Consider the following 17,753-nt stretch of genomic DNA (forward strand, 5'->3'; position numbering starts at 1 on the left):
CGCACGGCGAGACGATCTATATCCGCGTAGAGCGTAAAGATATCGCGAGCATCTACTCGGTAGCCGGCCAGTTAGTTCGGAGAATCGAACTGTCCGAAGGCGATACGTCCGTCCCGATGCAACGCGGTGTATATGTGGTGACACTCAAAGACGGCACGGTGCATAAGGTGATCGTGAAATAACGTTTTTTAGAGATCGCAAGTTTTATCGTTGGAAATCCCCTTGTGCGGCATGTCCGTACGGGGGATTTCCCTTTTATTTGCCTCCACACGGCATATCGGCATCGGGTGGGAAATCTCCGTTGCGGAATGTGGGTGGATGGGAAAAGTGATAAAATTAACTATCTTTGTCGTCCGGTCAGGAGAATCAATCCGTTTTTACATCTCCGGATTTCTGTTGAACGGGCAAACAGTATCAATAATTTAAATAGATCATTTTATGAAAAGAACAATGTTAGCGCTGCTGTCGCTTTGTTTTGTATGGACAGCTATGGCGCAGAGCGGGATTTATGACATCACCGTCAAGGATGCCGAAGGGAAAGAGGTCTTGCTGAAAGAGTACGAGGGTAAGACGCTGCTGATTGTAAATACGGCGACAGGGTGTGGTTTTACGCCTCAATACGAAGCCTTGGAAAAGCTTTATGAGCAATACAGGGAACAAGGCTTTGTTGTCCTCGACTTTCCCTGCAACCAGTTTGGCGAGCAGGCACCGGGTACGATAGAAGAGATTAAGGACTTCTGCACCCTGAAGTACGGAACGAAGTTTCCATTGTTTGAGAAAATCGAGGTGAACGGCGAGAACGAATCGCCGCTCTATACGTATCTGAAGAGCCAAAAAGGCTTCGAAGGTTTTACCGGTGAACGAGCCGATGCCATGAATGCCATGCTCAAGAAGAAAGACAAAGACTACGCAAGCAAGCCCGATATCAAATGGAACTTCACGAAGTTTCTGGTCGATAAGCAAGGGAACGTGGTGGCTCGCTTCGAGCCCACCGCCGGCATGGACGAGGTGGAGAAAGCTATCCGGGCTTTGTTGTAAACAGCTTGAACGTTTTTCCTAACACGCTCCGCATGGGGCTGAACTAATGTACCCCTGCGGGGCTGTTTTTAAATCGTCAATTGTCGGTTGTTAATGGCTATATAGCATTCAGTTGTCAGCATTCTGCATTCATAATTCATAATCGTTCGTTAGCATTCAGCCTTTCCGAGGTTTGGTTATAAGGTGAGCCTGTGTCTCTCGTTTTTGTTTGACTTCATCACGATTACGATCTTGCTTACCCACATTTTGCATATATGCGAAAAGGAACTATCTTTGTGAAAAATAAAAAATAAAAAGTTATGTTAGCAGACATCCACCAAATCATCACAGAGGCCGAAACGAAGATGTCGTCGGCTATTCGTTATTTAGACGATGAGCTGGCACGCATTCGCGCCGGCAAAGCAAGCCCGCGTATTTTAGACAATGTCAAAGTGTCTTATTACGGTAGTATGACACCGCTCGCCAATGTTTCATCTATCACGACACCCGATGCCAAAACGATGATCATCACTCCATGGGAAAAACCGATGTTGAAGGAGATTGAGAAGGCGATCCTCTCGTCCGAAGTAGGCATTACCCCCGAGAATAACGGTGAAGTGATCCGCCTTGGCATCCCGCCGCTCACCGAAGAACGTCGCCGTTCATTGGCCAAGGGCGCCAAACAACATGCCGAAACGGCAAAGATCAGCATCCGTAACACGCGCCGGGAGGTGATCGAGCTGCTCAAGAAAGCCATTAAGGAGGGAGTGCCCGAAGATGCGGGAAAAGATGCCGAGGCTACCGTGCAGAAGATTCACGATAAGTACGTCAAGCAAGTGGACGAGCTGTATGCGGCGAAAGAAAAAGAAATCATGACCGTTTGATGCACGGTCTTGTCGTAAAAAACACCGGCAGCCGGTATACGGTTCATACCGACGACGGACGGTCTGTCGATTGTAAGATCAAGGGCTCATTCCGGTTGAAAGGCATCCGGAGTACAAATCCGGTCACCATCGGCGACCGGGTCGAAATCGAAGAGAACCGCGAAGGCAGCGCGTGCATCACAGCGATCGATGCCCGCCGCAACTATATGATCCGGAGGGCATCGAACCTCTCAAAGGAGTCACATATCCTTGCGGCGAATATCGACTTGGCACTGCTCGTCGTCACGATTCATTATCCGCAGACGACAACGACTTTTATCGATCGTTTCCTTGCCACTGCCGAGGCCTACGGGATTCCTGCCTTGCTCGTCTTCAATAAAACAGACCGGTATGATGCTGATGAGCTTGAATATGTAGAAGAGCTGATGACACTCTATCGCACCATCGGGTACGATTGCATGAAACTTTGCGCTACGTCGGGCGAAGGAATCGACGCGTTGTCGGACAAGATCAGCAACAGGATTACGCTGCTGTCCGGCCACTCGGGCGTTGGCAAATCGACGATTATCAACAAACTGCTGCCGCATGCCAAGCTCCGAACGAAAGATATCTCCGAATATCACCAAACAGGCGTTCATACTACGACATTCTCCGAAATGATTCCGCTTCCGAACGGAGGCTATCTGATCGATACGCCCGGCATCAAAGGCTTCGGCACGATTGAGATGCAAGGAGGCGAAGTGGCGCACTATTTTCCGGAGATATTCAAACACTCGGCCGACTGCCGGTTTAGCAACTGCACACACACTCATGAACCGGGATGTGCGGTACGCGAGGCCATCGAAGCGCATTCTATCAGTCGGTCGCGCTACAAAAGTTACCTCAACATCCTTGAAGACATGGACGGCGCGAAATACCGCGAGGCCTACTGAAGCGATGTTACTCAGACAGCCGGCAGACCCATGCCTGTAATCTTGCGATACAGGTCGAGGGCGTAGACGTCCGTCATGCCCGAAATATAATCGAGCGCACATTGAATCTTCCCGTACGTCGTAGACGCCTTGATGTCATACTGACCCGGCACACGGCGGAGGAGCAGTTGGCTGTATGCATGCTCGGGATGGAGCACGGCGTCAATCACCGTCTCAAGCAGGTAGCCGAAGATACGATACCCTGCCAGTTCAACGTCGACCACCTCATTCGCGACGTAAATTTTCCGGTAAGCCACCTCCGAACACGCCTTATATGCCTGACGCGCCTGTTCGTTGATACAGTCGATCAGCGGCGCATCGAAGCTTCCGTCAAGTAACCTTTCCTCGTTCTCGATAAAGACCCGGGTGCATTCATCGACTAACAGTCCGATGATGCACGAGCGGAGATAGGCGATCTGCTCATTTGTGTCGTCTACCATAGCCATCGTCTGCCGAATGTCGTTCAGACGCCTTCCTTCGAAAAAACCAAGCAGCAGCCCGATGGCCTCTTCGCTTGTCAGCAAACGCAGCTTATGGGCGTCTTCGATATCCATAATCTGATAGCAAATATCGTCAGCAGCCTCGACTAAATAGACTAACGGGTAACGGACATACGCATCGGAAGCACCGGCTTGTCCGGGAATGCCCAACTCCCGTGCGATGCGGCAATACGTTTCTTCTTCGGTCTGGAAGAAGCCGAATTTTTTCTTCGCGGACGCATGGGTCGAGGCATAAGGATACTTAACGATGGAAGCAAGTGTGCTGTATGTCAGGGCAAACCCACCTTTTCGACGCCCGATAAACTGGTGCGTGAGCAAGCGTATGGCGTTGGCATTGCCTTCAAAGTGTACAAAGTCTTCCCATCGGCCGCCTTCGGCACGTACGCGAGCTTCGAGCTGTCGGCCCGCACCTTCGGAGAAGAATGCCGAGATAGCCCGCTCTCCTGAGTGCCCGAACGGAGGATTGCCCATGTCGTGCGCCAGACAGGCGGCCGAGACGATCGATCCGATCTCTTGCAGGTTGGTCGCCTCACCTCCGTATTTCTGTATCAGACGCGTAGCGATATTCGTGCCGAGCGATCGCCCAACACACGATACCTCTAAACTATGCGTCAGTCGATTGTGTACAAAGATGCTGCCGGGTAGAGGAAAGACCTGCGTCTTGTTCTGTAACCGTCGAAAAGGAGAAGAGAAGATCAGCCGATCATAATCGCGCTGAAAGTTTGTCCGTTCATGCTTCCGTTCATGGTAAGCCTCGATGCCGAGACGCTTACCGGATATTAATTCGTTCCACTGCATACCTGTTCCGGTTGAATCGTTTTGAAAGATGTTTTACTTTTTTGTTCCGGGCATGCAAAAATAACATAATTCGAACTAATTCCGGACAGATATTGTTCGGAAAACAATTTCTTCGCACGCAGGAAGACTTAAACCTAAATTCCACAATAAAGACGATATGCCATAACGGGCGAGCAAGAGGGCGAACACACAGGTTCACCCCTACGCAACGACCGAATACCGACTACTGACCGGAATAATTTTCAACATACTTTCAGATTGCTGTGGGAAAAGGTGAATAAATTTCAGTCTGATACTTTTTTTAATCTCCTGAAAACAAAATGACATTTTGTCGCAAAAATCCAGTTTTATACGCTTTGAATCAATTGTTAAAGATAAGACAAAATGACATAAGATTAAAAAATGAATCTATCTTTGCGCGGTTTTTTAAAACAGGAACATATAATCGATCAAAAAACGTATGAATAAACATCTATTATTTATGTTTGTGCTGTTTTTCTTAGGCACAAACGTGCTGTTGGCACAAAAGAAAGTGAGCGGCATCGTGAAAGAAGCCGACACGAACGAGCCGCTGATTGGAGCGACGGTTGTGGTGAAGGGAACAACGAACGGTGTCATTACGGACTTAGACGGTCATTACGCCATCGAAGTCAATGCGAACGAAGTATTGCAGTTTGCTTATGTGGGTCTTGAGACTCATGAAGAGACAGTAGGAGAACGTACGGTAATCAATGTATCGCTGGCCTCTTCGTCTGTCAAAATTAACGAAGTGGTGGTTACGGCCATGGGACTCGAACGCAAAGCTAAGAGCTTGACTTATGCGACACAGCAAGTAGGCGGCGGTGAATTGACCCGTGCCAAGGAGACGAACCTGATCAACAGCTTGCAGGGTAAAACGGCAGGCCTAGTCATCACCCCGAACTCTACCGGTGCGGGCGGGTCGTCGAAACTGTTGATCCGCGGAAACAAATCGGCGCAGGGTAACAACCAGCCGCTGATCGTCATCGACGGCATTCCGATGGCCAACTCGACAACGACGCAGATGGAAGGCGAGTTTGGCGGACGTGACGGAGGGGATGCCTTGTCGAACCTCAACCCCGACGATATTGCCGGCATCAGTGTCTTGAAAGGTGCTTCGGCCGCAGCGCTGTACGGAAGTATGGCTGCCAACGGCGTGGTGATGATTACCACCAAGAAAGGATCGGCAGGAAGCGTGCGTGTGGATGTATCAAGCAACACTACGTTCGAAACGCCCTTAGACGCTCCGAAACTGCAAAGCACGTATGGTGCCGCCGTATCAGGCTCGGGCGCACTGGCACAGGACAGCTGGGGCGAAAAAATCAGCGGCGAAGCCAAAGGAGCGAACCGCCTCGATGAGTTCTTCCGCACAGGAATGACCACGATCAACTCACTCTCAATCAGCGGAGGATCGGAAAGGACCCAAAGCTATGTTTCGTATGCCAACACGTCAGCAAACGGTATCATGCCGACCAATACGTTTACCCGTCATAACATGATGGCTAAAGAAACCTTCAAGCTGTTTGATAATAAAGTAACGGTTAACGCCTCCCTGAATTATATCACGCAGAAAGGCCGGAACCGTCATGAACCGGGACAATATCGCAACCCGCTGACCGGGCTTTATACGTTCCCTGCGAATGGTGACTTCCGTCAATACAAAAACGAATTTGAAAAGTATGACGATCTGAAAGGTTATCCCGTTCAACAATGGTATCGCGACGTAAATCAGGATTTCAGCGCTAACCCGTATTGGGTGCTGCATCGCAATCCGCACACCGAAAAACGCGATCGCGTGATGGCTTCGGCAAGCATCCGCTATAACATCACCGACTATCTGAACCTTCAGGGACGTTTGAACTATGACCGCATTGCCGATCTTTATGAACGGAAGATTTATGCGTCTACCTCAACCACGCTGCATAACGTGAACGGCGAATATCGTCAGGAACGTGATGACAGCCGTCAGTTCTACGGCGACTTGATGGCGAACTTCAACAAGACCTTCGATGTGTGGAGCGTGACCGCTTCGGTCGGAACGAGCTTTACAGACCTCAAGGAAACGGGGATCATTGCATCCGGCAGCGGCGACGTCTACATCCCGAATTTCTTCCATCTTGCCAATGGCTCGAAGAATGGCTCGGAAAACAAACGCTCGAAAACGCAGAAACGTCTCAATAGTGTGTTCGGTACGGCGCAAATCGGATACAAGGAGATGCTCTATCTCGACGTGACGGGACGTAACGACTGGTCGTCAACTCTTTCGTACACGCCCAACGTATCGTATTTCTATCCGTCGTTCGGATTGACGGCGTTGATCAACGAGATAACCACCCTGCCCGAAGCATTCAACCTGTTGAAGGCGCGTGCGTCATACTCCATAGTAGGTAACGATATGCCGGCTTACATCACAAACCCGACGCATAAGTTCCGGAACGGTTCGGTCGATTTCAACACAAGCGTTCCTTTTACCGAAATGAAACCCGAAAAACTGAAATCGATGGAGTTCGGATTTGATCTCTCGATGTTCGATAACCACTTCGAGATGGATTTCACCTATTACAAGACAAACAATACAAATCAGTACTTCAGCATGGAAGCCTCGGCTGCAACCGGATACAGCAATTACTATTTTAATGCCGGCGACATCCAGAATTCCGGCTTTGAAACGACGATGAGCTGGAGACAACCCATTACTGCTGATTTCTTATGGAAAACTTCGCTCAACCTCTCATACAACAACAATGTCATTAAAAAACTGGACGACCGTCAAGACGTAGCGAAAGAAAACCGTTTGACTCACGTAGGGCTCGGAAGCTTGAGAGGATATGACATGCGTCTTGTAGAAGGCGGATCGTATGGAGACCTGTATTCGAAAACGGTTGTACGCGACAAGAATGGGGTTATTCAGGTAGATAAAGAGGGGAATACTTTGGTTTCGGAAGATAAAGAATATGTTGGGAATGTGAACCCCAAGTGGAATTTGGGGTGGAGCAACTCTTTCAACTATAAAGATATGCAGTTCTATTTCCTTATCGACGGACGCATCGGCGGGAACTTTGTGGACTTGACGCAAGCTACGCTCGACGCCTACGGGGTATCCCAAAACTCGGCCGATGCACGCGACAATGGCGGAGTAGACCTCGGTAACGGAACGAAAGTCGACGCCGGAACATTCTATCGATCCATCGGACAAAAAGAGAAAGGGGGAGACTATTATGTGTACTCGGCTACGAACTTCCGCCTGCGCGAATTGTCGATCGGTTACGCTTTCCGCAATCTGCTCGGTGCCGGCAAAGACCTTGGCGTAAGCTTGATCGGGCGTAACTTGTTCTTCTTTTACAAAGATGCACCGTCCGACCCCGAAGTGTCAATGTCTACATCGAACGGTTATTCCGGATCGAACTATTTCGCACTGCCGGCTACACGCAGTTTGGGTATTAATTTGAAAGCAACATTCTAACATAAAGCAATCATATATGAAAACAATCAATAAATTCAATCTGAAGAACGGTGTGCTGGCCGCCGCCGTCATGGTATTTGGCGCAACGGCATGTACCAGCAATTTTGAAGAACTCAATACGGATCCGACCGGACTGACCTCTTTACAGGCTCAGCAAGTCGGCTCCTTCATGCAGGAAGCACAGCGTTCCATCTATTACAATCAAACAAACGGAAACTGGGAATATCAACTGATCCAAAACCTTAATGCCGACTTGTACTCCGGTTATCTGGCTATCCCGACCCCGTTCGCTTCGAACAATAACAACAGCCAGTACGTCATGATGGACGGATGGAATAATCAGGGATTCAAAGATTACTTCCTGCATGTGATGAAACCGTGTGCGGCCTTGTTAGAAACACAAACAGCCGACGATTACGTGGCTATCACCAAGATATTAAGAGTGGCCGGTATGTCGAAAGCGGTCGATACGTATGGCCCGATACCCTATTCAAAAGCCATCAAAGGAGGAATCTTTATCGAATACGACTCGGAGGAGGCGATCTACAAATCGTTTTTCGAAGACCTGGCCGATGCGATTCAACGACTGACTGCATTTGTTCGGAAGAACGGCGATGTGACCGGCCGTCTGAACTTCGACCTGATGTGCGGCAAGAGCCACACCACCTGGTTGCAGTTTGCCAATACGCTTCGTCTGCGCTTGGCTATGCGCGTGGTAAAAGTAGCGCCCGACCTGGCAAAGAAAGAAGCCGAAGCAGCCGTAGCTAATCCTTATGGCGTGTTGGAGAAAGTCAATATCGAGGTAAAAGACGAGAACACACGGAACCCGCTGATGGTGATCTGCCGCGATTATAACGACTGCAGCATCGGCGCTTCGTTCGAGTCGATCCTGAAGGGCTACAAGGACCCTCGTTTGGTTAAAATGGCTTTGCCCGTAGGATGGATGGATAAGGGAGATATCAAAGATCAAAGCGGAAAGGAAACGAACTCGATCGGTAAAATCTATGGTGTTCGGAACGGATTCGAGGTCCCGGCAGCCGGTGAATATAAGATGTACTCGATCCCGATGGTTAACACGGACGGCAAAGACCCCATGTCCACCGACTATCCGCTGCCGATTATGAAACGTGCCGAGTCGTATTTCCTTCGCGCTGAAGGCGCACTGCGCGGATGGGCTATGAAAGGAACAGCCGAGGACTTCTATAAGGAAGGAGTCCGTGTTTCGTTCGACGACTATAAGGTTTCGGCCGATTATAATGCCTATATTGAAGGCACCACAATGGCTGCCGACTACATAGATCCGCATAACCCGGCGTTGAATATGAAAGGAATGAACGATGTACCCGTGAAATTTATGACCGACGGAACGAACGAGCAGAAGCTGCAACAGATTATCACGCAGAAGTGGATCGCCGGATTCCCTGAAGGATTGAACGCATGGAGTGAATATCGTCGCACAGGCTATCCGAAGCTCTTCCCGATCATAGCGAACAAAAGTGCGTTCCCCGAACTGACAACACTCGGTATCCGTCGTCTGCCGTTCTGCCAAAACGAGAAAAGCTTTAACAGGCCGGGCTACGACTCGGGCGTGAAAATCCTTGAAGCGCGTGGCGGCAAAGATAATATTGCTACGCGTCTCTGGTGGGATACCCCTGCAGGAAACTTCTAAAAGTCTTTTTGGAAGTGCCAGAGAAATAGAAGAGGGTGTGTCTAAACGCAGCGTTTGAGCACACCCTCTCTATCGTATGTAAAATTATCAACGTACCGGTTTACCTTCGAGAATGGCCTGCGTATCCGACGCAATCATATATTCTTCGTCGGTCGGGACGACAAGGACCTTCACCCGGCTCTCCGGCTTGCTGAGAACGATTTCACGGCCTCGCTCATTCTCGTTCTTCTTCGTATCGAATTCGATGCCGAGAAACTCCATATTTTCGCAAACCTCGGCACGTGTAGACCATTGATTCTCACCTACGCCACCGGTGAATACAAGGATGTCGAGCCCGCCCATCGCCGCCGCATACGCGCCGACGTATTTCTTGATACGGTAATTGTACATCTTGAGGGTCAGGATGGCACGCGGATCACCGTTATACATCGCGCTTTCGATATCGCGCATATCGGACGACATTTCCGAGAATCCGGCTACCCCGCTCTTCTTATTTATCAGGGTTGACAGCCCGTCGGCATCAAGCCCTTCCTTATTCATGATAAACGAAAGCGCTCCGGCATCGACGTCACCGCAACGTGTACCCATCATCAATCCTTCGGTCGGCGTCATTCCCATCGATGTATCGATTGACTTACCGTTCTTAACGGCTGTGATGGATCCACCGTTGCCGATATGTGCCGTAATGATGCGCTGGGTTTCGTAAGGTACGCCGAGGATCTCGCAGGCACGACGCGAAACGTATCGGTGACTCGTCCCGTGAAAGCCGTAGCGACGCACACCGTATTCCGTGTACATGCGGTACGGGAGGGCGTACATATAGGCATAATCGGGCATCGTCTGATGAAAAGCGGTGTCGAACACAGCCACTTGCGGGGTACCCGGGAGGATTTTCTCCATCGCTTCGATACCGAGCAGATTCGCCGGGTTATGGAGCGGAGCAAGAGCGGAACATTCTACCACTTTAGCAAGCAGCTCTTTGGTGATCAATACACTCGAAGCAAATTCTTCTGCTCCGTGCACGACACGGTGACCCACGGCGTCAATCTCCTTGAAGCTCTGAATGCACCCATAAGTAGCATCCGTTAATGTATTCAGGATAAATTCGATCCCTACCTCATGGTCGGGAATGTCTTTTTCGAGTACGACTTTCTCTTCGTTCTTGTCCGAAAACTTCAGGAACGAACCTTCGAGACCTACTTTTTCGAGTCCTCCCTGCGCCATCACCTCGCCGGAGGTCATGTCGAAGAGCTTATACTTGATCGAACTGCTGCCGCAATTCAGCACTAATGTTTTCATACGCCTTTCTCCTTCTTTTGTGCGATGGCCTGATTGCACGAAATCGCCGCCATGTAATACAAATCATCAACCGAGCAGCCGCGCGACAAGTCGTTGACCGGCGCTGCCATACCCTGTAAAATCGGTCCGACGGCTTGTGCACCGCCCAAACGCTGTACGAGCTTGTACCCAATATTGCCTGCTTCGAGCGACGGGAACACAAGCACATTGGCTTTTCCGGCTACCGCGCTACCCGGCGCTTTATGTGCACCCACTGCCGGAACGAGCGCCGCATCGGCCTGCAACTCTCCGTCGATCTTCAGCGTCGGCTCCATCTCCTTGGCCAACCTTGTTGCCTCAACCACTTTATCAACCATCTCGTGCGAGGCACTGCCTTTCGTCGAGAAGCTTAACATCGCAACGGCCGGTTCTACGCCGGCCATGGCACGCGCCGTCTGTGCCGAAGAAATTGCAATCTGCGCCAGTTCCTGCGCCGTCGGATTCGGGATTACCGCACAATCGGCGAAGATCAGCAAACCATCCTTCCCGTATGACGAATCATTGACGAACATCAGATAGGCTCCCGACACGCAGTTGATGCCGGGGACTGTACGGATGATCTGGAGAGCCGGACGCAGCACATCGCCCGTCGTATTCCGGGCTCCCGCAATTTCACCGTCCGCATCGCCGGCTTTGATCATCAAACAGCCGAGGTATAGCGGATTTTCGACGCATTGAGCCGCCTTTTCGGGCGTCATCCCTTTAGACCGACGCAATTCGAGCAGTAACGCTGCATATGCTTCTTTCTTCACATGATTCTTCGGGTCGACGACAGTCGCCTTATCGATATGCTTCAACCCGAAATCACTGGCTAACCGGTGAATCTCTGTCGGCGAGCCGATCAGGATAATATCTGCTACTCCGTCGGCAATCAGTCGGTCGGCGGCTTTCAATGTACGTTCTTCCGTTCCTTCCGGAAGCACTATGCGTTGCCTGTTCGCTCGGGCACGCTCTACGATACTTTGAATTAAATCCATGGAATAAATACTTTTATATTATTATTACGTAAGTTCTTCTTAACATCTTAAACCTCTTTGTCTCCCGACAAGATTTGTTGCAAATCTTCGGCCGAGAGGTTAATACCGATCTTTCCGTTATGCGCTACCGATATGATTCCCCGCTCTTCGGAAACAATAATCACAATGGCATCCGTTTCTTTCGACATCCCGACGCCGGAACGATGGCGAAGCCCCATCTCTTTCGATAGCTTCAAGCTCTGTACGACGGGAAGGATACAACCGGCCGCCTTGATTTTCCCGTCTCCGATAATCATGGCGCCATCGTGCAGCGGGCTGTTCTTGAAAAAGATGTTTTCGATCAGACGGGTATTGACATCGGCCGTAAAGATTTCGCCGGTGTGAATATACGCAGATAAATCCATCTCACGCTGGATCACGATCAGCGCTCCCGTTTTTTTGCGTGCCAAATTCATGCAGGCCAATACAACCGGAGCAATATATTTTTGCTGCTCTTCCGTTTGCGTGTCTTTTCGCGAGAATATTTTCGCGAGGAATTTCCACCCGCGGTTCGAACCGAGTGCGACCAGAAAGCGACGGATATCATCCTGAAAAAGAATAACTAATACTAAGAAGCCTACACTGATAAACTTATCAAGAATAGCTCCCATCAGTCGCATCTCCAACACCTGAGAGACCAAGATCCAGACGATTACGACGGATACAATCCCGCTAAAGACCGTGAGTGTCCCCGAGCTTTTCATCAACTTGTAAATCTGGTATGTAAAAAACGCTACCAGTAAAACATCCAATGCATCTTTAATTCCGAAAGAGACCCACATAACGCTTGATTAAGATTGCATGAGCCGTTTTACGATTTCTATGGTTTCGGTAGCGGCCTTTACATCGTGCACACGCAGGATGTCGGCGCCGTTCAGGAGGGCATACGTATTCAACACGGTCGTGCCATTCAAGCTGTCCTCGGGAGTTGCATTCAATAATTTATATATCATGCTTTTTCGAGATATCCCGACTAACAGGGGCGTTTCAAAATGGATCGAGAATTCGGATAGCGATCGCATCAGTTCATAGTTTTGTTCAAGGGTTTTGGCAAATCCGAAGCCGGGATCGAGAATCACATCATTCACCCCCAATTGTCGGAGCGCCCTGACTTTTTGAGCAAAATAGAGCATGATGTCTTCCATCAGATCGTCATAGTCTGTATGCTGTTGCATAGTCTGAGGCGTTCCGCGCATATGCATCAAGATATATGGCACCTGAAGTAACGCAATTGTTTCAAACATCCGTGCATCAAGCATACCGCCCGAGATATCATTGATCATGGCTGTCCCGTATTCTTCGACGGCACGTCGCGCAATCGCCGAGCGAAACGTATCGACCGAAACGGGAACCTCGGGAAAGTCTCTCTGCATCCGCTTCAGAGCAGGCTTAATCCGTTGCCATTCCTCCTCCTCCGTAACCTCTGCCGCATCGGGGCGTGACGAATATCCTCCAATATCGACGATTGCTCCACCTTCAGCCAATATCGTCTCGATGCGCTGTGCTACGGCTGCCTCGTCTGCCTGACGGCTCCCTGCATAAAACGAATCGGGCGTGACGTTCAGAATCCCCATGACAACCGGCGACTTCAACGATAACAGCCGTCCGTTCAAATTGATTGATTTCTCCTTCATCCAGGCTTCCTTTTTCAAAAGTTTCCCCACAAAAGTACGGAAATAATATTACTTTTGCGTGATAATTGAACAGGAAGATGAATTTAGATGATTTATACGCTCTTTTCCGAAAACACCCTTGCATTACGACCGATAGCCGGAATTGTCCTCCGGACTCCCTCTTCTTTGCGTTGAAGGGTGATACCTTCGACGGGAACCGTTTTGCAGCACAGGCTTTGGAGTCGGGATGCACTTATGCCATTGTCGATAATCCGGCCGAGCAGAAGAGCGACCGAATGATTTTAACGGACAGCGTACTCGGTACCCTGCAACACCTTGCAACGCTTCATCGCCGAAAGCTCGGGACTCCCATTATCGGTATTACGGGAACAAACGGCAAAACAACGACAAAAGAATTACTCGCCACGGTACTTTCGGAAAAATACAAGACGCTTCATACGCTCGGGAATTACAACAATCCTATCGGTGTGCCGCTGACCTTGCTTCGCCTTACGGACGAACATGATGTGGCCGTGATTGAGATGGGCGCCAATCACCCGGGCGAAATACGTGCGTTGACACAGCTTGTGCAGCCAGATTACGGCTTGATTACGAACGTCGGGCAAGCACACCTCGAAGGTTTCGGCTCGTTCGAAAATGTCGTGCGAACAAAAGGCGAACTGTACGACTTCATGCGTGCGGGACGCAAAAAGATATTTATTCATCAGGAGAACGAATGGTTGCAGGGAATAGCGCACGGACTGGAGAAAATCGCTTACGGTCGCGAAATGCACGATGACACATTCGTAGCGGGACGAGTGATCGCGAGTCATCCGTTCCTCTCGTTTCAATGGTGGCAAAAGGACGGATATCTACATACCGTCAACACGCAGCTGGTGGGTGATTATAACTTGTGGAACGCATTAGCGGCTATCGCTGCCGGACGTACGTTCGATGTGCCTGCGGAGAAAATCAATCGGGCGATTGCCGGATATATGCCGACAAACAACCGATCGCAGTGGAAGAAGACAGCGCACAATACCCTGATTATCGATGCGTATAACGCCAATCCGAGCAGCATGCGTGTGGCGCTTGAAAACTTTGTCGCATGGGATGTTGCCCCCAAAGCCGTTATCCTCGGCGATATGCGTGAACTGGGCAAAGAAAGTCAGGCATTGCATGCCGATGTGATCGAACAGCTGAAAACCTGTCACTTCGACAAAGTGTTTCTTTGTGGCGAACAGTTTATGACCGCCGGTGGGAAGACGTATGACGGTTTTCCATCGGTCGAAGCGTTGGAGGCTTACCTTACAACTAATCCATTACACGGTTATCATATTCTGATTAAAGGCTCTCACGGGATGCATCTCGAAAAAATCGTCGAGAGATTGTAGGCGAACGCATTCATGCATAATCTGGTTTAGGTTATGAAAAAGTTGAATGCAAACTTTTTTATATGGTCGGATGCTCGAAATCACCTATCTTTGCGGCGCCTATTTTAATAAGAGCAACTCTATAATGGACTTCTATAATGAACGAAGTACGAACATTTCATCGTATCATAATCCGGTTGATTAAATGCAGTATTACTTTGATCCTATGCTGCTTCTGTGCGTCCGAAACGTTTGCTCAACAGACGTTTCGTCCTGTAGCGCTTGAGGCCGTTCCTGCCTCACCCCGATCTCTGGCTGACGATACCCTGTCCTTCATGATATGGAAAGGACGAAAAACATTCTTCGACCGTCAGGCGGTCAGGATTGGATTGGCTCCGACGATATTTTTCACAGCCTCGGCACTCACGTGGGGAGAGCGGGAAAGCATTCGGAGAAAACGGAATCGTTACATCCCGGGCTTTAAGAATGTCTTCGATGATTATATGCAATACGCTCCGGCAGCGGCTGTTTACGGCATGAAACTTGCAAAAGTACGAGGGCGCAATAGCATGTCGCGCACCCTCCTTTCTCATGGGGCAAGTCTGGTTATTATGGGAGCACTTGTCAATTCCGTCAAGTATACGGCCCAAGTGGAACGGCCTGACGGATCGACACGAAATTCATTCCCTTCGGGACATACCGCTATGGCTTTTACAAATGCCACCTTCATGCACAAAGAATACGGGATCGTCAATCCGCTGTACAGCATTGCGGGATATTCGGGGGCGACTTTTACGGCTCTGGGACGCAGCCTGAATAACAGACATTGGATGCCCGATATACTGGCCGGTGCGGGAATCGGGATATTGTCGACTCAACTCGGCTATTTTTTTATCGATAAACTATACGGGAACGAAGGTGATTATATCGGGCTGCTGTCTCATGTCAAAGGAAACGGTCACCCTTCGTACCTCTCGGTCAAGTTAGGCAACGCCACAGCAATGCGCAACCTGATGGGATTGCTGGAGAACGGTGCGCGAACAAAGCCGGGATTCGAAAGCGGATTTGAAGGAGCCTGGTTCATCGGCAAGCATTGGGGGATAGGAGGCGAATTTGCTTTTATGAGCTTTCCGGTCAGTCCATCGGATTTGCTGGACGAAGATTCTCCCGATCTGGGCAAGGTAAAGCTAAAAACCGAATCCATTGGCACGCTAAACCTTGGCATAGGTCCTCATTATGCACTCGAACTGGGGCGTCGATGGCTGTTTATGACTAAGGCTGAGACCGGATTGGCTTTCGGAGCAAAAGGAAAAATCCTTTATGAACTGGAAAAAGAGTATCCCGGAATAGAGAGAGAAGCAGAGATACTTTCCTATAAACCTCATACGGCCTGGAGAGGATGTGCCGGCTCATCAATCACCTATAAATTTCATGATGAGTTGGGGCTTTCGTTTTATGCTAATTATAATTACTCGAGGCCGACAATCCGTTTCAACCTCAGTGAAAGTTTGAGGGAAACGGAAGATGAGGTGCTCCGGGTTGAAGCCGAGCAGACGTTTGATTATTTAGGTATCGGCCTGCGACTCACTGCCTTTTTCTGAAAACAAGAAACAGCGTCATTTTTTTGTGTGGAGGAATCATTATTCCTGTTTTTTCGTATCTTTGTCGCAGAATAACGCGGCTGTGGTGTAATTGGTAGCCACGTCAGACTTAGGATCTGATGCTTCACGGCGTGGGGGTTCGAGTCCCTTCAGCCGCACCGAGGGGGGCAAAACGCAGTGTTTGGACGTACCCTCTTCAGGGGTGTAAGTAAGAAGGAGGCAGGTTATTTTTTTCGTTCCGCCTGTACCATCTTATACATTCTGTCCGAGGCGCGAATACGCTCGGCGGTCTTGATCGAGAAGCGTTCGCCTTTGCCGGTCGACGGAACGGGTTTCAGGTCTACGCGTATCTCTTCAACCGTCTGAAACAACGCACCCGTCGTAGGGCCGGTGATCAGAACCTCATCGCCCACACGCAGCTCTCCGCTCTCCATCTCGAACTCGGCCACGCCAAGCCCCGTAAAATACTTGATACCTCGTGCGACGTACTCTTTGCGTTTCGTAGCGCTCGATCCGTAATGACTGCTCCATTCACCGAGCCGCTGCCCAAGGTAATACCCGTCCCAAAAGCCACGGTTGAAGACCGACTTCAGCCGTTCGTCCCATGCGGCAATCTTCTCGTCGGTGAACGACTCTTCACAATATGCCTGCACGGCTTCCTTGTAGCACGATGTGACGATATGCACGTATTCCGGTCCGCGCGCTCGCCCTTCGAGCTTGAACACCCGCACGCCCGCATCCATCATCTTATTCATAAAATGAATCGTTTTTAAATCTTTGGGCGACATGATGTATTGATTTTCGACATCGAGTTCGATATTTGTTTCCCGATCTTTCACCGTGTACCCGCGTCGGCAGATTTGCATGCAGGCGCCACGATTGGCCGAAGCGTTCATCTCGTGAAGGCTCAGGTAGCATTTGCCCGAAACGGCCATGCAGAGCGCACCGTGGCAAAACATCTCGATGCGGATCGGCTCACCTTTCGGACCGTAAATTCCCTGTGTGCCGATGGCGTCGTAGATGGTGCGTACCTGTTCGAGGTTCAACTCGCGTGCAAGCACGACGACATCGGCAAAACGAGCGTAGAATTTCAGCGCCTCCGTATTCGAGATGTTCAATTGGGTCGAGAGGTGTACTTCCTGCCCGATGCTGTTGGCATAGGCCATCGCCGCTACATCGGCCGCTATGATCGCGGAAACGCCGGCTTCCTTCGCCGCGTCGATGATGGTGCGCATGAGCGGCAGGTCTTCGTCGTAAATCACGGTATTCACCGTCAGGTAGCTTTTTACGCCGTGTTCATCGCAGATCGAAGCGATCTTGCGCAAGTCGTCTGTGGTGAAGTTATTCGACGAGCGGGCACGCATGTTCAGCCCCTCGATGCCGAAATATACCGAATCGGCTCCGCCCTGAATGGCTGCCATCAGTGATTCGTACGAGCCGGCAGGAGCCATGATCTCAAAATCGGATATGTTACATTTCATAAGCATACAAG

Annotated in this window: 14 protein-coding genes and 1 tRNA gene; 9 read left to right on the forward strand and 6 right to left on the reverse strand. The window is 50.0% G+C overall.

Annotated features, from left to right (window positions below):
• The 4 genes from Tanf_RS06230 to rsgA form a co-directional block, all read left to right on the forward strand.
• Positions 1 to 182, forward strand: a 182-nt coding sequence (locus Tanf_RS06230; RefSeq protein WP_046825287.1) for a T9SS type A sorting domain-containing protein, incomplete at its 5' end; no start/stop codon positions are given.
• Between the two features lie 256 nt (positions 183 to 438).
• Positions 439 to 1,038 carry a glutathione peroxidase gene (locus Tanf_RS06235; RefSeq protein ID WP_014224706.1) on the forward strand — a complete coding sequence of 200 codons (600 nt, stop codon included), beginning with the start codon at positions 439 to 441 and terminating at the stop codon, positions 1,036 to 1,038.
• Between the two features lie 299 nt (positions 1,039 to 1,337).
• Positions 1,338 to 1,901 (forward strand): ribosome recycling factor, encoded by a 564-nt coding sequence (gene frr / locus Tanf_RS06240; RefSeq protein ID WP_014224707.1) that lies wholly within the window; start codon positions 1,338 to 1,340, stop codon positions 1,899 to 1,901.
• Positions 1,901 to 2,833, forward strand: coding sequence for a ribosome small subunit-dependent GTPase A (rsgA, locus tag Tanf_RS06245; protein WP_046825288.1), 933 nt, complete (start codon positions 1,901 to 1,903; stop codon positions 2,831 to 2,833). Before frr ends, rsgA begins: the two co-directional genes overlap by 1 nt.
• 11 nt (positions 2,834 to 2,844) lie before the next feature.
• Here rsgA and dgt read toward each other — a convergent pair whose 3' ends face one another.
• Positions 2,845 to 4,170 (reverse strand): dGTP triphosphohydrolase, encoded by a 1,326-nt coding sequence (gene dgt / locus Tanf_RS06250; protein ID WP_014224709.1) that lies wholly within the window; start codon positions 4,168 to 4,170, stop codon positions 2,845 to 2,847.
• Between the two features lie 460 nt (positions 4,171 to 4,630).
• On the opposite strand from dgt, the gene Tanf_RS06255 reads away from it, so the two are divergent.
• Positions 4,631 to 7,651: a SusC/RagA family TonB-linked outer membrane protein gene (locus Tanf_RS06255; protein ID WP_046825289.1), complete on the forward strand. Its 3,021-nt coding sequence runs from the start codon at positions 4,631 to 4,633 to the stop codon at positions 7,649 to 7,651.
• 16 nt (positions 7,652 to 7,667) lie between these two features.
• The gene (locus Tanf_RS06260; protein ID WP_014224710.1) at positions 7,668 to 9,320 is read left to right on the forward strand and encodes a SusD/RagB family nutrient-binding outer membrane lipoprotein; all 1,653 of its coding nucleotides are present in this window, start codon (positions 7,668 to 7,670) and stop codon (positions 9,318 to 9,320) included.
• Between the two features lie 87 nt (positions 9,321 to 9,407).
• Here Tanf_RS06260 and Tanf_RS06265 read toward each other — a convergent pair whose 3' ends face one another.
• The 4 genes from Tanf_RS06265 to folP are packed head-to-tail and all read right to left on the reverse strand — an operon-like array spanning position 9,408 to position 13,308.
• Positions 9,408 to 10,619, reverse strand: a complete 1,212-nt coding sequence (locus Tanf_RS06265; RefSeq protein WP_046825290.1) for an acetate kinase — start codon at positions 10,617 to 10,619, stop codon at positions 9,408 to 9,410.
• The gene (gene pta, locus Tanf_RS06270) at positions 10,616 to 11,635 is read right to left on the reverse strand and encodes a phosphate acetyltransferase (protein ID WP_046825291.1); all 1,020 of its coding nucleotides are present in this window, start codon (positions 11,633 to 11,635) and stop codon (positions 10,616 to 10,618) included. Before pta ends, Tanf_RS06265 begins: the two co-directional genes overlap by 4 nt.
• Positions 11,636 to 11,682: 47 nt before the next feature.
• Entirely contained in the window at positions 11,683 to 12,456 is a 774-nt protein-coding gene (gene cdaA / locus Tanf_RS06275; RefSeq protein WP_014224713.1) for a diadenylate cyclase CdaA, read from the reverse strand.
• Between the two features lie 9 nt (positions 12,457 to 12,465).
• The gene (gene folP, locus Tanf_RS06280; protein ID WP_046825304.1) at positions 12,466 to 13,308 is read right to left on the reverse strand and encodes a dihydropteroate synthase; all 843 of its coding nucleotides are present in this window, start codon (positions 13,306 to 13,308) and stop codon (positions 12,466 to 12,468) included.
• Positions 13,309 to 13,385: 77 nt separating this feature from the next.
• On the opposite strand from folP, the gene Tanf_RS06285 reads away from it, so the two are divergent.
• The 3 genes from Tanf_RS06285 (at position 13,386) to Tanf_RS06295 (ending at position 16,419) form a co-directional block, all read left to right on the forward strand.
• Positions 13,386 to 14,681, forward strand: a complete 1,296-nt coding sequence (locus Tanf_RS06285) for a UDP-N-acetylmuramoyl-tripeptide--D-alanyl-D-alanine ligase (protein WP_046825292.1) — start codon at positions 13,386 to 13,388, stop codon at positions 14,679 to 14,681.
• A gap of 137 nt (positions 14,682 to 14,818) precedes the next feature.
• Positions 14,819 to 16,261 (forward strand): phosphatase PAP2 family protein, encoded by a 1,443-nt coding sequence (locus Tanf_RS06290; RefSeq protein WP_080948576.1) that lies wholly within the window; start codon positions 14,819 to 14,821, stop codon positions 16,259 to 16,261.
• Between the two features lie 76 nt (positions 16,262 to 16,337).
• Positions 16,338 to 16,419 (forward strand) — tRNA-Leu (locus Tanf_RS06295).
• A 66-nt stretch (positions 16,420 to 16,485) separates the two neighbouring features.
• Here the strand turns inward: Tanf_RS06295 and Tanf_RS06300 are convergent.
• Positions 16,486 to 17,748, reverse strand: coding sequence for a peptidase U32 family protein (locus tag Tanf_RS06300; RefSeq protein WP_046825293.1), 1,263 nt, complete (start codon positions 17,746 to 17,748; stop codon positions 16,486 to 16,488).
• Positions 17,749 to 17,753: the final 5 nt, after the last annotated feature.

The organism is Tannerella forsythia (assembly GCF_001006485.1).
Classification (GTDB): Bacteria; Bacteroidota; Bacteroidia; order Bacteroidales; family Tannerellaceae; genus Tannerella; species Tannerella forsythia.

Coding starts and splice junctions, on each gene's coding strand:
- folP (WP_046825304.1), bottom strand. CDS start 13,308: ATGAAGGAGAAATCAATCAATTTGAACGGACGGCTGTTATCGTTGAAG.
- Tanf_RS06300 (WP_046825293.1), bottom strand. CDS start 17,748: ATGCTTATGAAATGTAACATATCCGATTTTGAGATCATGGCTCCTGCC.
- Tanf_RS06265 (WP_046825290.1), bottom strand. CDS start 10,619: ATGAAAACATTAGTGCTGAATTGCGGCAGCAGTTCGATCAAGTATAAG.
- pta (WP_046825291.1), bottom strand. CDS start 11,635: ATGGATTTAATTCAAAGTATCGTAGAGCGTGCCCGAGCGAACAGGCAA.
- cdaA (WP_014224713.1), bottom strand. CDS start 12,456: ATGTGGGTCTCTTTCGGAATTAAAGATGCATTGGATGTTTTACTGGTA.
- Tanf_RS06285 (WP_046825292.1), top strand. CDS start 13,386: ATGAATTTAGATGATTTATACGCTCTTTTCCGAAAACACCCTTGCATT.
- rsgA (WP_046825288.1), top strand. CDS start 1,901: ATGCACGGTCTTGTCGTAAAAAACACCGGCAGCCGGTATACGGTTCAT.
- frr (WP_014224707.1), top strand. CDS start 1,338: ATGTTAGCAGACATCCACCAAATCATCACAGAGGCCGAAACGAAGATG.
- dgt (WP_014224709.1), bottom strand. CDS start 4,170: ATGCAGTGGAACGAATTAATATCCGGTAAGCGTCTCGGCATCGAGGCT.
- Tanf_RS06235 (WP_014224706.1), top strand. CDS start 439: ATGAAAAGAACAATGTTAGCGCTGCTGTCGCTTTGTTTTGTATGGACA.
- Tanf_RS06290 (WP_080948576.1), top strand. CDS start 14,819: ATGAACGAAGTACGAACATTTCATCGTATCATAATCCGGTTGATTAAA.
- Tanf_RS06255 (WP_046825289.1), top strand. CDS start 4,631: ATGAATAAACATCTATTATTTATGTTTGTGCTGTTTTTCTTAGGCACA.
- Tanf_RS06260 (WP_014224710.1), top strand. CDS start 7,668: ATGAAAACAATCAATAAATTCAATCTGAAGAACGGTGTGCTGGCCGCC.